The organism is Priestia sp. AB (assembly GCF_028369225.1).
Taxonomy (GTDB): Bacteria; Bacillota; Bacilli; order Bacillales; family Bacillaceae_H; genus Priestia; species Priestia megaterium.
Map to the genome: position 1 here is coordinate 46,762 of NZ_JAQMYN010000011.1, position 12,923 is coordinate 59,684.

Sequence of the window (12,923 nt, forward strand, 5' to 3'; positions counted from 1 at the left end):
GCTTATGAGCAGAACTGCACAATTAGAAGGAATTTCCGCATAAAAAAAGAGGAAAAGATTTCTCTTTTCCTCTTTTCTCTATCTCTTATTCAGCCGCACCGTAAAGTTCTTCAAGTGGCTTCATGATAATTTTGTTTAATTCACCAATTACCATGCTCATACGTTGCTCAGCTTCCATTAACTTCGCGATATTTTGATCTTGTTGAACGATTGCAACTGTTTGTTGAGCTTGCTGAACTTCTTCTTCAGTGATTTCTTGGCCCATCATTTGCTTTTGTTGCAACTCCATTTGCATTGTACGGAAACGCTCAAATAATTGTTTTGAACCTTGATCAGCGTTTACTGCTGCATATAAGTTTTTTAAGTTTGTGTAATCGTCGCTTTGACGAATTGCTTTTTCTAAATCATTTGCTACATCATATAAGTTTACAGACACGTTAAGTTCCTCCTAATTAAGTTCTATAATTTCTTGACTTCCCTAACTATAACAAATTATTATATAAAATTCAGCTTAAGACCTTTATTTTCTTAGAAAACGATAAATTCTCTTCACAGATTGGGCTAATTCCTCATAGTATATATCAGCATTCGCCTACTAAAGGAAAGAAAAAGAGGATTCGTTTATGAATACTTTTACCATTTCTCTAAAACCACTAGAGAACCATATGAGCAGCGACATTTACATTAGTTCTGCTCTGTTCTCCCATGTGAAGTGCAAGCACGAGTTTACGTTAACAGTAGGCTCCATTACGAAAGAAGTCGAAGCCACCGTTTTTCAGCATCGAGAATGCTGTTTCATGATGTCAGAAGCTCTATTTACAGACTTTCGCTTTCCGTATGAAACACATCAGCTGAGAGGCATTTATGAAGAGAACACGTTTAGGTTGGGACCCGTAATTAGCATCGTAACAGAAGTTCGAGAAGATGAAGAACTCTTTGGCTCCATTTCTGTATTTTGTAAGGAATTTGTTCAAGCTTGCAAGGAGTTAGGGTGTTTTTGCTATGTGAGTAAATTAAGCGACGTGAAGTCATTATCCCCTAAAGGATATGTTTATCGCGCTGATCGATGGGTTTATTCAGACGTTCCCTTTCCTGGAATCGTACACAATCGGATTCATACCAGGAAAACGGAGCAAACCGCTGATTTTCAAACCTTTAAAACATTTTTAAAAGAACATGACGTTCCTTTCTTTAACGCACGCTACTTAAATAAATGGACGGTTTTTCAACAGCTTAAAGATGTCGTACACTTGTTTCCATATTTGCCAAAAACGTATCAGCTTCGTTCACGTCAAGATCTTCTTGACGCTTTGGAACTTCATGACGATGTTTTTTTGAAGCCTGTTCATGGTAGCCAAGGAAAAAATATTTTTAAAATTTCAAAAAAAGAGAAGTATATTTTAGACTATACAACGTTTACGCAGACATATGAAAAAGAATATGAATCTCTTTATGACTTATTTGAAACGCTTTATAGTCAATTAAAAAGGCAAGGATTCCTCATCCAAGAAGGAATTTCACTGCAGACATACAAACAGTGCCCTTTTGATTTCCGCATTCTCTGTCATAAAAAAGACGACTTGACGTGGAAAATCACGTCCATTGTCACACGTGTATCAAAACCCGGCAATTTCGTCTCAAATCTTGCCCGTGGAGGAGATATTCATCCTCCTCAGCAAGTGTTAACTCAGCTCTATGATTCAAAAACTACCCGCCATATCCTTTCACTTTTAAAAGAGATTGCGATTGAAATTTGCACGCAGCTTTCTCATCCGTCTGAACTTTATGCCGAATTCGGTATTGATTTAGCGATTGATCAAGAAGGAAAGCCTTGGATTATTGAAGTAAATGTCAAGCCTTCCAAACAATCCGATTCAAGCGCTTTCTCTGTCCGTCCATCAACAAAAGCACTGCTTGATTATTGTCTGCATGCAACGAATTTTCAATTTCCCAAGGAGGATTTATGATGATTTCATTAGGCTTTTTAACGATTCACCCGCAGCAAGAAGTGGAGTACGTGACCGAAATTGCTAAACATGCTTCTGAGTTTTCGATTGAAATATACCATTTTACTCCTTTTAACATTCATCCTAACACCGAAAATATTGAAGGCTTCCGCTACGATTTACAACAAAAGAAATGGATAGAAGATTCCTTCTTACTTCCTTCGTTTATTTACGATCGCTGCTTTTATCGAAAAGACTCTCTGTCTAAAAAGGCTCGCCCTATTGTAAACTGGCTTAAACAGCGGGAAGATGTTACATTTTTAGGCCATGGATTACCCAATAAGCTAGATGTCTATGAAGTAATTAAAAAAGATAGCTATTTATCTTCATATATTCCTCCTACCACTCCAATCGAAAGTATAGAGCAACTTGTTCAGCTGCTTCGAACAAACGATAGCCTAATGATTAAACCTGCCAACGGCTCACAAGGTAAAGGGATTGTGAAATTAAGACAGCGTGGACGTGAAATTGAAGCTTCTTATCAACAAAATGACATTGTAAACACCATTCTATTTTCCTCTTTTCAAGAGTTTAAGAACTGGTTTACGAAAACCACCCGTGATGTACTGTATATTGCTCAGCCCCATATTTCATTTTTCCCTTATGAACGCACTCCTTTTGATATAAGACTGCTATTACAAAAAGGAAACGGTGGTGCTTGGAAAGAAATTGGAAGAGGCATTAGACAAGGTGAACGGGACTCTATCGTAACAAATGTAAGTTCAGGAGCATCTATTGTACCTTTTGAGAACTTGCTGCCTCGCATCCCTCGCGTTCATCGTCAATATGTAATAGATGAAATCAACACCATTTGTAAAACGATTCCGTCCGTACTCGAAAACCACTTTCCTTCTCTTTTTGAATTAGGTATTGATTTATGTATCTCGAGAGACTTCAGCATCTGGATTCTAGATTTAAATTCGAAACCGGGAAGAAAAATAGTAATGGAAACAGCACCTGAACAAAAAGAAGTCATGTATAAAAATGTCCTGTCTTACTGCGTCTATTTAGCTAACACACTATCGTATCGTAAGGAGTAATGCTATGAAAAAAACTCTTACTCGCCTTGTTGTAGTAGAGCAGCTAGGCTGTGATCTTTCTGTTCCTGCACCTCTTTACAAAGACTCCTTGAAACAAGCAGCTTTTGGAACCATGACAGCTCCATGCCTTATACAATCTTCAGAACGTGAAGAAATTCAGATTTCAGCTGAGCTAATGACAAAACTTCAAATTCCTTTCGCCCATATGATGCATCCTATTATTGTGAATGAGACCATTCACTTAGGACCTTTAATCGGTGTGTTATCCGCTGGTTTTACTGGTTCTCTGCTGCGGCCAATTGGAAAGCGTTCCCTTCACTTAGCTAAACTTCTTTCTAGTGCAAGTATAACAGGGGGCCTGCCTTTTATTTTTGGAACTCATCATATCAACTGGGAAACGGGGACCATAAACGGCTATTTTTATGAAGAAAGCGGCTGGACACAGCATGAAATCCCGCTTCCTAACGTTGTATATAATCGTTTGCCAAATCGAAAAACAGAAGGGTTAGCTCCTTTTAAGTTCATTAAAGAAAAGATGATGACTGATTACGGCATTCCATTTTTTAATCCTGATTTTTTCAACAAGTGGGAAATTCATGAGCTTTTAAAACTGAACGAGCAGACAGCCTATTTGTTACCTTACACGGTTGAAAGTCCTTCGTGTGAGCAAATAAAAAAACTTCTGCTTCTTCATCAAACCGTTTATTTAAAACCGAAAAACGGAAGCTTAGGCCGGGGCATTTATACCCTATCTTTTAAGGATTCCATGTACACGCTGACTTACAAAGGAGAAAAAGGTCTTCATGTTCAAGAAAAAGAAACCTTAGAGGATCTATTATCAGAATTTGAATATTTACTTACTAATCCTTCCTACATTGCTCAGCAAGGTATTTCATTAATCAAAAAAGAAAAGCGCTGTGTAGACTTTCGCGTGCATACGAATAAAGACGGGAATAACCAATGGGTGCTTACTGCTCTGGCTGCTAAAGTAGCCGGTCCCAACAGCATCACTACGCATCTTGATTACGGCGGAGAAATTGAAGCTACAGCTAAAATATTCACCAACCCTTCTTACAAAAAAGAAATTGAAAATAAGCTAAAAGATGCCGCTATCTCAATTAGTCATGTGCTTGAACAGGAGTTGAACGGATTAATTGGAGAGCTTGGATTCGATTTTGGAGTGGATTATCAAGGAAACGTATGGCTGTTTGAAGCTAACTCCAAGCCCGGTCGCTCTATTTTTTCACACCCTGCCTTACGAAAAGCGGATCAACAAACTAGAAAACTTTCTCTAGAATATGCGATTTACTTATCTGGATACTATCTAAATACACCTGAAGGCATCAGCATATGATTACAATTTACTATCACAAAGAAAAGCAGCAGTGGTTTCATCATAACCCTTCAGCATCTTACACATGGGGAGTTCAAGAAATCGAACTTCCCTTTACTCAAAACATTTCTTCTACTCAAGCTTTTCTTCGTTTAAAAGAAGAAAAAGTCGGTCCTATTGTGGGAGTTTTAACGAACAAAGCGGTTTTGGAAAAACTGAATGTAAAACAGCGCCCTTTATTGGAACTCTTACATCATACCCTGCAAGAAAAAGGCGGGCTTCTTGCTTTATTCGCTGAAGAAACAATGTCTCATCACTTCTTTGAAGGGTATTGCTTTGACGGTGCAAAAAAGCAGTGGATCAAAACAACTTTGCCGCTGCCAAATGTTATATATAATCGTTATCCAGGAAGAAAATCAGAAACTAAGAAGCTGACATCTTTACATCAAAAAATTAAAGGCAAGCACATCCCACTTTTTAATTCCGCTTTTTTTTCAAAATGGAAAGTATATCAATTATTTTCAAAGGATCCACTACTATCTTCTCACCTTCCTAAAACCTATCGTTTAACACCAGAAATTGATATTGCTAAGCTTCTGCAAAAGCACTCTTCCCTTTACTTTAAGCCTATTAACAGCAGTAAAGGTGCTGGAATTTTTCGATTATCTTCCCATAAGCATACGATTATTTACCAAGATCATAAACGCAAAGAAGAATTTTCTTCTTTACAAGCAATTGACCTTCCCAGGTCTGCTTATCTCATTCAAGAAGCGATTGAGACGCAACCATTCAAAGACAGGCGCTATGACTTACGTATTTTAGCGCATCACAAAGATAGCGGATATGTTGTTAGCGGCGTCGGCATTCGACATAGTCCCTATCAATCCATTACAACACATACGTTAAACGGCGGCAGCATTTCATCTTTCCAAGATTTTGAAGATGAAGTAGATACTTCCTTTCTTTCGTCCTTTGTAAATACGTGCGGGCAAGTCCTTCAAAAATCCTTCCCTCTAGTTGAAGAATTTTCTCTTGATATGGCAAAGTCAGCCCAAGGGCAGTATTATTTGTTTGAAGTGAATGCAAAACCGATGATTTTTGATGAAATAGATATTCAAACGCAAGGTGCTAAACACATATGCAACATATTTTACAAATTAACAAAATTTTTAGATTAAATGATTTTTCATCTCCTTTTCTCATGGTAAGCTTATAATAACTAATTGAGAAAGGAGATTTTCTTTATGGTTTCACACTTTCAGGTTAAACCGCTGTATCAAAATAATCGAATGCCGGGCTGGCATATCTCGTTTTATATGAATCGGGTTTATTATGAGGCTGATTATTTAAAAGATGGACAAATTGTATGGAAAACTGCGCCTTCTAATCAAATAGATGAAACACAATTAATTGATTATATTCATGAGCTTATGCTTTTTCACGTTTATGAATAGTAAGCTTTCACCGAAGGGAACGAGCACAGATGAAACAGCTGTACACACTATTTGGGGATAAAATGATTAAGGCTAAAATCCCTTCTCAATTTGAGCGTTACAAATGGTTTTCATGTGATGAAGGCTTCATTGGAATTGAACACACCGCTTTATCTCAAAAAGAGCAGGCATTACTTTCTGCTTTTTTAACCCCTTATGATGAGAAAGTTTCTTTACTGACGCCAGAGCAATTGTATTGGTCAGACCTGTTATTTGAAGCACCTGAAAAAGTCATTCACTCTCATCATAAGCACCATTCTTTTCGCTTCACCCAGTTTTTAATTAAACGTTTGTTTGAACAAAAAATAGAGTTTGAAAATGCGCTTCACGCCTTGTATTCTACCTCGATTACTGTGTTGTGGATTGATAAACAATCAGGTATCGTTATCGAAACCTTTAATGATCCTAATGACTTAACTGAAAATTTATCAGATTCTATCGAGGTGCTATGTCATGATTTTGAAACTTCAATTCAGTTCTTTGAAGGACAAATTCACTTTTTTCCGTCTTCACCGCGATTAATTTTTGAGCGTGAAAAGAAATGGTTTTATCAAATTAAGCATACAGTCGAACAAAACCATGTTATCCATTTTACCGACGTTTTACCCCATTTGGTTCTGCAAGAGTCTTCAGAGGCAATCCAAAATCATATGATACATTTACTTGACTTAGTAAAAGATGATGGAGATCTTTTAGAAACGATTAAAGTTTATTTAGAATGCAATTTAAACGTATCTCTTGCTGCTAAGAAATTGTACATGCATCGCAACAGCTTGCAGTATAGAATTGAGAAATTTATTGATCGCACACACCTTGATATCAAACACTTTACAGGAGCTGTGTCTGCTTACTTAGCCATTCTTGCTTTAAAAAATTCGCAAGATGGAAAATAAAATGAAAGGGTTTTCGTAAATAGTGCACGAAAACTCTTTCTTTTTTTTGTGCATGTTTCCCATTTACCGTTTCATTAAAAAAAATTACACTAGATTTAAGAAAACGGTTTCACATAGTACATATAAGGGGGAAATGGAAATGGCTGAATTACGTTTAGAACATATTTATAAAATGTATGATAAAGATGTGACGGCGGTAAAAGATTTTAACCTTCACATTCAAGATAAAGAATTTATTGTATTTGTTGGGCCTTCAGGCTGCGGGAAATCGACAACGCTTCGTATGGTTGCAGGGCTAGAAGAAATTTCCAAAGGTGATTTTTATATTGACAGCAAGCGTGTAAATGACGTTGCTCCAAAAGATCGCGACATTGCAATGGTATTCCAAAACTACGCATTGTATCCGCATATGAGCGTATATGACAACATGGCTTTCGGCTTAAAACTTCGTAAATTACCAAAAGATGAAATCGAACGCCGCGTAAAAGATGCCGCTCGTATTTTAGGACTTGAGCAATACTTAGAGCGTAAGCCAAAAGCATTATCCGGCGGACAGCGTCAGCGTGTAGCTCTAGGTCGTGCAATCGTTCGTGATGCTAAGGTCTTCTTAATGGACGAACCTTTATCAAACTTAGACGCGAAATTACGTGTGCAAATGCGTTCTGAAATTGCGAAGCTTCACCAGCGTTTGGGTACAACGACAATTTACGTAACACATGACCAAACTGAAGCAATGACAATGGCTTCTCGTCTAGTTGTTATGAAAGATGGGATTATCCAGCAGGTTGGTACACCAAAAGAAGTATATGAAAAACCTGAAAATGTATTTGTAGGCGGGTTTATTGGTTCTCCTGCTATGAACTTCTTAACCGGAACGTTAAAAGACGGAAAGGTTCAAGTAGGCGATTCTCTTCTTGCAGTTCCGGAAGGTAAAATGAAAATACTTCGCGAGCAAGGATATTTAAACAAACAAATTATTTTAGGCATCCGTCCTGAAGATTTCCATGATGAGCCTGTATTTATTGAATCTTCACCTGGCACAAAAGTTACAATCAAAGTCGATGTATCCGAGTTAATGGGAGCTGAAACCATGCTTTATTCTAAACTTGGCGGACAAGATTTTGTAGCACGCGTAGATTCAAGAACAGATATTAAACCGCTTCAGTCTCTAGACTTAGCATTAGATATGAACAAAGCGCATTTCTTTGATGCAGAATCTGAACAGCGCATCCGTGCTGAACACGAATAAAAAAGACCCCCAGGGGTCTTTTTTTATTCCTGTATTTGCTTCAATTCTTCACTGTGACAAGTAGAGCAGTAAAAGAGATGAATACATTGGTGATTTGCTAAATCACTAGGATACCCATTTTCTATTTTTAACTGATCGATTTCCATGTAAGCACTGTAATCATCAAAATAATCGCTGACTTTTCCCATATCCCCCAGCACTCCTCCACATGTTTTGCACGTCATTTGTACATCACTAAACCCATTACATAAGGAACAAATCGACATCCGCACACCTCGCTTTACCTGATCAATATGTACCTATAATATGCACGGAATAAAACTCTCTTACTCTTTATCAAACTCTACACAAAAATTTCTATAAATTACCAATAATTTTCTATGTATATGTTTTTTTCCCTTTCGCCATAATACTAGTAACAACCGAGTACAACAGCTCGCAAGCATTGAGTTACGCCGCGGTAGGCAAGCAGATCTAATCGATGCATCTGCTCGGCTGGTTCAACTCCAGCTAACTCAACCATTACAATCTATTTTATCTAACGAGGAGATGAATACACATGGCAAATTATCAAAACGCATCAAACAGAAATTCATCAAACAAGTTAGTAGCGCCTGGTGCTCAAGCTGCTATCGATCAAATGAAGTTCGAAATCGCTAGTGAGTTTGGTGTAAACTTAGGACCAGATGCAACAGCTCGTGCGAACGGATCTGTTGGTGGCGAAATCACAAAACGTTTAGTACAATTAGCTGAGCAAAACCTAGGCGGCAAGTACTAATATTAACTAATTTCATATTATGGCTTTAGCGCTCCAAGATCTCTTGGAGCGCTTTCTAGTTTCTTTTAATCAGCTTCCTCATTCTTATTCCCAAATGATTTTACGGAAACTTTGCGAATACGTCGATTTTCTACTTCCTTAATGGTAAACAATATCTCTTCATATGAGAAAAAGTCTCCTTTAGCAGGGATATGATCAAACTGCTCATATATCCATCCCCCTAAGGTATGGCACGTACTGTCAGGAGAACTAACCGCTATATAGGTTAAAAATTCATCAATAGGGATGTCGGCGTTAAATTCGTACTCCTTTTCCCCTATCTGGTGTACATACTTAACAGCTTCATCATGTTCATCCCAAATCTCTCCTACAATTTCTTCTAATATATCCTCTAAGGTCACAAGACCGGCCGTTCCACCAAACTCATCAACTACAATTGCCATGTGCACCTTACTTTTTTGGAGCTCTGGCAATAGAACAGATATTTTCATGGATTCTACTACAAAAATAGGTTGTCTCAACAAATCACGAATAGAAATCTTTTTTCTTTGGATTAAACAGGTTAAAAATTCTCTTTCTGATAAAATGCCAATAATATTATCAATATGATCTTCATATACAGGGACTCTTGAATATCTCTCTTCAAGAAACATTTGACAAACCGAATCAATATCAGCATTTACGTCAACTGCTGTGACATCTATTCTAGGTTTTAAAATTTGCCCCACCACAATGTCATTAAAATTGAGTGAACGATGAACTAGCTCTTTTTCAATATTATTAATCGTTCCTTCTTCTTCGCTTAAATCTACCATCACTTTAATTTCATCTTCTGTAATCGTTGGTGTAGGAGCAGACGTTAACAAGTGAGAAGCTCCTTTTTTTACCTGTAAAAATAAGAAGGAAATCGGGGTTAACAATTTAATAATAATAAATAACAAGGAAGAAATCATCAGCGCAAAAGATTCGGCATGCTCTTTAGCTAACGATTTTGGCAAGACTTCACCAAAAATCAAAATGATGATGGTCATAACGATGATACTAATCACAAGTGCTAGGTTTCCTTTAAACATATCGAGGGCAATTTTAGCTGCCAAAGAGGACGCAGCAATGTTTACGACAACATTTCCTACTAAAATTGTCGATAGCGTCTGCTCAAAGTGTTCAGCAATATGCAGCGCTTTTTTACTTCCCCGATATTTTTTCTCAGCGTAATGTTTTAAACGAATTTTATTTACGCTTGAAAAGGCTGTCTCAGCAGATGAAAAGAAAGCTGATAACATAAGCAAAACGACTAGTATCATCATTTGATTCAGAGGTAAGTCTCCCAAAAGACATTCACTCTCCTATTTTTTGATTTTTCTGTCTTTTTATCATATCAAATTTTTTTGTTGTTGAATATTTCATTCATCAACTTTGTATTACTTTATGCTACGCATGCTTTTTATTATGAATAAGTATACAGATTGTATATCCTAAAGAATAGATACTATCTTTTATAGAGGGGTGTAGCCAATGAAAATTTTACTATTAGGCTCTACAGGGCGAGTTGGACAGTCTTTATTAAAAATGATGCTAAAAGATGAAAACGACGTTACTGTACTTGTTAGAGACCGCAATAAGCTACAGGTTAGGCATCCAAACCTACATATCTTACAAGGCGATGTACTTCATCAAGAAAATATCAACTTTGCCCTCAAGCACCAAGATATCGTAGTCAGCGCGTTAAATACAGATGGTGCAGAGACGATTTCAAAAAGTATGCCGCTTATTATAAACAGCATGAAGTATTACGACGTTCATCGTATTCTTACTATTGGAACTGCAGGCATCTTACAATCACGAACAGAACCAGAAAAGTATCGTTTTCAATCAAATGAATCAAAGCGTAAAACGACCAGAGCAGCAGAAGATCATTTAAAAGGATACTTACACTTGAAGGAAAGTGATCTAAACTGGACGGTTATATGCCCAACATACTTGCCTGAGGGTGAAATAACAGGCACGTATCGAGTGGAAAAAGATATTTTACCAGCTGATGCCGTTAAAATTTCAACGGGAGATACCGCTCACTTTACCTACCATGAGATATGGGCTCAAAAATTTTCCAAATGCCGCGTTGGAATTGCTTATTAAAAAATCAGGAGAACTTTTCGTTTTCAAAACGAGAAGTTCTACATCCAGAAAATACCGATTATAGCTAATCCACCTAGAACAAAACCTCCTATTTGACCAACGAGAGCCGGTGTCAAAACAGGCTTTCCTTTTTCTTTCTCTAATGTGCTAATATCAAGCTTCATCTGATACATTTCTTCTTTTAAATCTTCAATTTGGCCGTGCAGCGCTTGAATCTGACGTTCTTGGTCACTCATCCACTATCTTCCCTTCCTTTTTTATTTTTATCATATGCGTAAAAAAGTTAAAGCTTTACTTTTCGGCATCACTTTTTCTAAATGATAAAAACTCCTTTCCCCGGCTTTAGGATAAAAAACTCTTTCCTTCTCATAATAAAAAAGAATAGAGTCCTTAGTCACTGTTGAAAGGAGAACACGATGATAAAACTTGTGTTGATTCGGCACGGACAAAGCGTGTGGAATCTTGAAAATAAATTTACAGGCTGGACGGATGTAGATCTTTCTAAAAATGGATTGCAAGAAGCGCGAGAAGCTGGAAAAGTACTAAAGAAAAACGAATATACTTTTGATATTGCCTATACTTCTGTTTTAAAACGATCCATTCGCACTCTATGGATTGTCTTACATCAAATGGACTTCATGTGGATTCCCGTGTATAAATCTTGGAGGCTGAATGAACGGCACTACGGGGCTCTTCAAGGTTTGAACAAAGAAGAAACCGCAAAAAAATTTGGAGAAGAGCAAGTGCATTTGTGGAGAAGGTCGATGAACGAACGCCCTCCTGCTTTAGAGACAACAGATATTCGCTATGAAGCTTCCAACCCTAAGTATAAGGAATTAGCTAAGGGACAATTTCCTGTAACGGAAAACTTAGCCGATACAGAAAAGCGGGTTCTAGAATACTGGGACGAAACTATTGCTCCTTCTATTAAAGCTGGCAAAAAGGTTATTATTTCCGCTCACGGTAATACGATTAGGGCTCTGATGCAGTACTTGGATAACATTTCGCCTGATGGCATTGCGAACTTGAATATTCCTACAAGCGTGCCGCTTGTTTATGAGCTTGATGATAATTTAAAGCCCCTTAGACATTATTATTTAGGCATCGATGGAGAGATTCCTACCCATATTCCTTCTTCATAAAAAACGTGCCTAGATTGTAGGCACGTTTTTTTATATGTTTGAACGAAAGTATTTTCCATACGCCCAGTGATTAGTAGGACCGTGTCCGGAACCAATTTCAAGCGTGTGCTTAATCGCATAGTGAACAAAATCTGAGGCAGTTTGAACTGCTTCAACCATGCTTTTGCCTTTCGCTAGTTCAGCTGTGACGCAAGCAGCAAACGTGCATCCCGTTCCATGTGTATGCTTTGTATTCATCTTTTCATGTGTGATTTCAACGTACTTATGACCATCATACACTATATCAATCATATCTTGATGAGATTGATCATGTCCGCCTTTAACTACCACGTGCTTTACACCTAGCTCATGAATCTGTTTTGCCGCTTCTTTTCGCTCTTCGATCGTGTGAATTTCTTTACCCGTGATGACTTCCGCCTCCGGTATGTTCGGCGTAATGACTTCACAAAGGGGCAATAATTCTTTTAGAGCCTGTACGGCTTCTCTTTGAAGAAGAGACTGGCCGCCTTTTGCAATCATAACGGGATCAACTACAACATTTTGCAGTCCGTACTGTTTGATTTTACGAGCCACTGCGTAAATAATATCAGCACTGAACAACATACCTGTCTTCACTGCATTAGGAAATAAGTCAGTGGCAATTGAATCTAACTGCGTTTCAACTGCTTCTACTTCTAAAGGATAAACTCCTTGAACGCCAACTGTATTTTGTGCGGTCACAGCTGTAATAACAGACATGCCAAAAACGTCACGCTCTTGAAATGTTTTTAAATCTGCTTGAATACCTGCTCCTCCACCGCTGTCTGATCCAGCAATGGTTAATGCTTTTGGTACTGTCATGCTTGAAACCTCC

The 12,923-nt window shown here is 37.7% G+C and carries 15 protein-coding genes; 10 read left to right on the plus strand and 5 right to left on the minus strand.

Annotated features, from left to right (window positions below; genetic code table 11):
* Positions 1-85: 85 nt before the first annotated feature.
* Positions 86-436, minus strand: coding sequence for a YlbF family regulator (locus POF52_RS24405; protein WP_013081664.1), 351 nt, complete (start codon positions 434-436; stop codon positions 86-88).
* A gap of 187 nt (positions 437-623) precedes the next feature.
* Here POF52_RS24405 and POF52_RS24410 point away from each other — a divergent pair, with 187 nt between their 5' ends.
* From POF52_RS24410 to POF52_RS24440, 7 genes are all read left to right on the plus strand, one after another.
* On the plus strand, positions 624-1,967 hold the full coding sequence (locus POF52_RS24410; RefSeq protein WP_271995689.1) for a YheC/YheD family endospore coat-associated protein: 1,344 nt from the start codon (positions 624-626) through the stop codon (positions 1,965-1,967).
* On the plus strand, positions 1,964-3,046 hold the full coding sequence (locus tag POF52_RS24415; RefSeq protein ID WP_255323578.1) for a YheC/YheD family endospore coat-associated protein: 1,083 nt from the start codon (positions 1,964-1,966) through the stop codon (positions 3,044-3,046). Before POF52_RS24410 ends, POF52_RS24415 begins: the two co-directional genes overlap by 4 nt.
* A 4-nt stretch (positions 3,047-3,050) precedes the next feature.
* Entirely contained in the window at positions 3,051-4,400 is a 1,350-nt protein-coding gene (locus POF52_RS24420; protein ID WP_271995692.1) for a YheC/YheD family endospore coat-associated protein, read from the plus strand.
* Positions 4,397-5,557 (plus strand): YheC/YheD family endospore coat-associated protein, encoded by a 1,161-nt coding sequence (locus POF52_RS24425; protein WP_271995693.1) that lies wholly within the window; start codon positions 4,397-4,399, stop codon positions 5,555-5,557. The genes POF52_RS24420 and POF52_RS24425 overlap by 4 nt, the downstream gene beginning before the upstream one ends.
* A gap of 66 nt (positions 5,558-5,623) precedes the next feature.
* Positions 5,624-5,833, plus strand: a complete 210-nt coding sequence (locus POF52_RS24430) for a YheE family protein (RefSeq protein ID WP_013081659.1) — start codon at positions 5,624-5,626, stop codon at positions 5,831-5,833.
* 29 nt (positions 5,834-5,862) lie between these two features.
* The gene (locus POF52_RS24435) at positions 5,863-6,765 is read left to right on the plus strand and encodes a PucR family transcriptional regulator (RefSeq protein ID WP_074897488.1); all 903 of its coding nucleotides are present in this window, start codon (positions 5,863-5,865) and stop codon (positions 6,763-6,765) included.
* A 139-nt stretch (positions 6,766-6,904) separates the two neighbouring features.
* Positions 6,905-8,014, plus strand: a complete 1,110-nt coding sequence (locus POF52_RS24440) for an ABC transporter ATP-binding protein (RefSeq protein WP_025752961.1) — start codon at positions 6,905-6,907, stop codon at positions 8,012-8,014.
* A 23-nt stretch (positions 8,015-8,037) separates the two neighbouring features.
* On the opposite strand, the gene POF52_RS24445 is transcribed toward POF52_RS24440, so the two are convergent.
* Positions 8,038-8,202: a hypothetical protein gene (locus POF52_RS24445; protein WP_306460673.1), complete on the minus strand. Its 165-nt coding sequence runs from the start codon at positions 8,200-8,202 to the stop codon at positions 8,038-8,040.
* Between the two features lie 371 nt (positions 8,203-8,573).
* Between POF52_RS24445 and POF52_RS24450 the strand changes: the two genes are divergently transcribed.
* Positions 8,574-8,792 (plus strand): alpha/beta-type small acid-soluble spore protein, encoded by a 219-nt coding sequence (locus POF52_RS24450; RefSeq protein ID WP_013055290.1) that lies wholly within the window; start codon positions 8,574-8,576, stop codon positions 8,790-8,792.
* A 65-nt stretch (positions 8,793-8,857) separates the two neighbouring features.
* On the opposite strand, the gene POF52_RS24455 is transcribed toward POF52_RS24450, so the two are convergent.
* Positions 8,858-10,123, minus strand: a complete 1,266-nt coding sequence (locus tag POF52_RS24455) for a hemolysin family protein (protein WP_013081656.1) — start codon at positions 10,121-10,123, stop codon at positions 8,858-8,860.
* A gap of 184 nt (positions 10,124-10,307) precedes the next feature.
* On the opposite strand from POF52_RS24455, the gene POF52_RS24460 reads away from it, so the two are divergent.
* The gene (locus tag POF52_RS24460) at positions 10,308-10,928 is read left to right on the plus strand and encodes an NAD(P)-dependent oxidoreductase (protein ID WP_176585706.1); all 621 of its coding nucleotides are present in this window, start codon (positions 10,308-10,310) and stop codon (positions 10,926-10,928) included.
* A gap of 38 nt (positions 10,929-10,966) precedes the next feature.
* Here the strand turns inward: POF52_RS24460 and POF52_RS24465 are convergent, their stop codons facing one another.
* Entirely contained in the window at positions 10,967-11,164 is a 198-nt protein-coding gene (locus tag POF52_RS24465) for a hypothetical protein (RefSeq protein ID WP_016762958.1), read from the minus strand.
* 180 nt (positions 11,165-11,344) lie between these two features.
* On the opposite strand from POF52_RS24465, the gene gpmA reads away from it, so the two are divergent.
* Positions 11,345-12,070 carry a 2,3-diphosphoglycerate-dependent phosphoglycerate mutase gene (gpmA, locus tag POF52_RS24470; protein ID WP_013081653.1) on the plus strand — a complete coding sequence of 242 codons (726 nt, stop codon included), beginning with the start codon at positions 11,345-11,347 and terminating at the stop codon, positions 12,068-12,070.
* A gap of 30 nt (positions 12,071-12,100) precedes the next feature.
* Here gpmA and thiD read toward each other — a convergent pair whose 3' ends face one another.
* Positions 12,101-12,910, minus strand: a complete 810-nt coding sequence (thiD, locus tag POF52_RS24475) for a bifunctional hydroxymethylpyrimidine kinase/phosphomethylpyrimidine kinase (RefSeq protein WP_176585703.1) — start codon at positions 12,908-12,910, stop codon at positions 12,101-12,103.
* Positions 12,911-12,923: the final 13 nt, after the last annotated feature.

Bases quoted from the DNA above. Each gene is read 5' to 3' on its own strand.
- POF52_RS24410 (WP_271995689.1), top strand. From the start codon at position 624: ATGAATACTTTTACCATTTCTCTAAAACCACTAGAGAACCATATGAGC.
- POF52_RS24415 (WP_255323578.1), top strand. From the start codon at position 1,964: ATGATGATTTCATTAGGCTTTTTAACGATTCACCCGCAGCAAGAAGTG.
- POF52_RS24420 (WP_271995692.1), top strand. From the start codon at position 3,051: ATGAAAAAAACTCTTACTCGCCTTGTTGTAGTAGAGCAGCTAGGCTGT.
- POF52_RS24425 (WP_271995693.1), top strand. From the start codon at position 4,397: ATGATTACAATTTACTATCACAAAGAAAAGCAGCAGTGGTTTCATCAT.
- POF52_RS24430 (WP_013081659.1), top strand. From the start codon at position 5,624: ATGGTTTCACACTTTCAGGTTAAACCGCTGTATCAAAATAATCGAATG.
- POF52_RS24435 (WP_074897488.1), top strand. From the start codon at position 5,863: ATGAAACAGCTGTACACACTATTTGGGGATAAAATGATTAAGGCTAAA.
- POF52_RS24440 (WP_025752961.1), top strand. From the start codon at position 6,905: ATGGCTGAATTACGTTTAGAACATATTTATAAAATGTATGATAAAGAT.
- POF52_RS24445 (WP_306460673.1), bottom strand. From the start codon at position 8,202: ATGGGAAAAGTCAGCGATTATTTTGATGATTACAGTGCTTACATGGAA.
- POF52_RS24450 (WP_013055290.1), top strand. From the start codon at position 8,574: ATGGCAAATTATCAAAACGCATCAAACAGAAATTCATCAAACAAGTTA.
- POF52_RS24460 (WP_176585706.1), top strand. From the start codon at position 10,308: ATGAAAATTTTACTATTAGGCTCTACAGGGCGAGTTGGACAGTCTTTA.
- POF52_RS24465 (WP_016762958.1), bottom strand. From the start codon at position 11,164: ATGAGTGACCAAGAACGTCAGATTCAAGCGCTGCACGGCCAAATTGAA.
- gpmA (WP_013081653.1), top strand. From the start codon at position 11,345: ATGATAAAACTTGTGTTGATTCGGCACGGACAAAGCGTGTGGAATCTT.
- thiD (WP_176585703.1), bottom strand. From the start codon at position 12,910: ATGACAGTACCAAAAGCATTAACCATTGCTGGATCAGACAGCGGTGGA.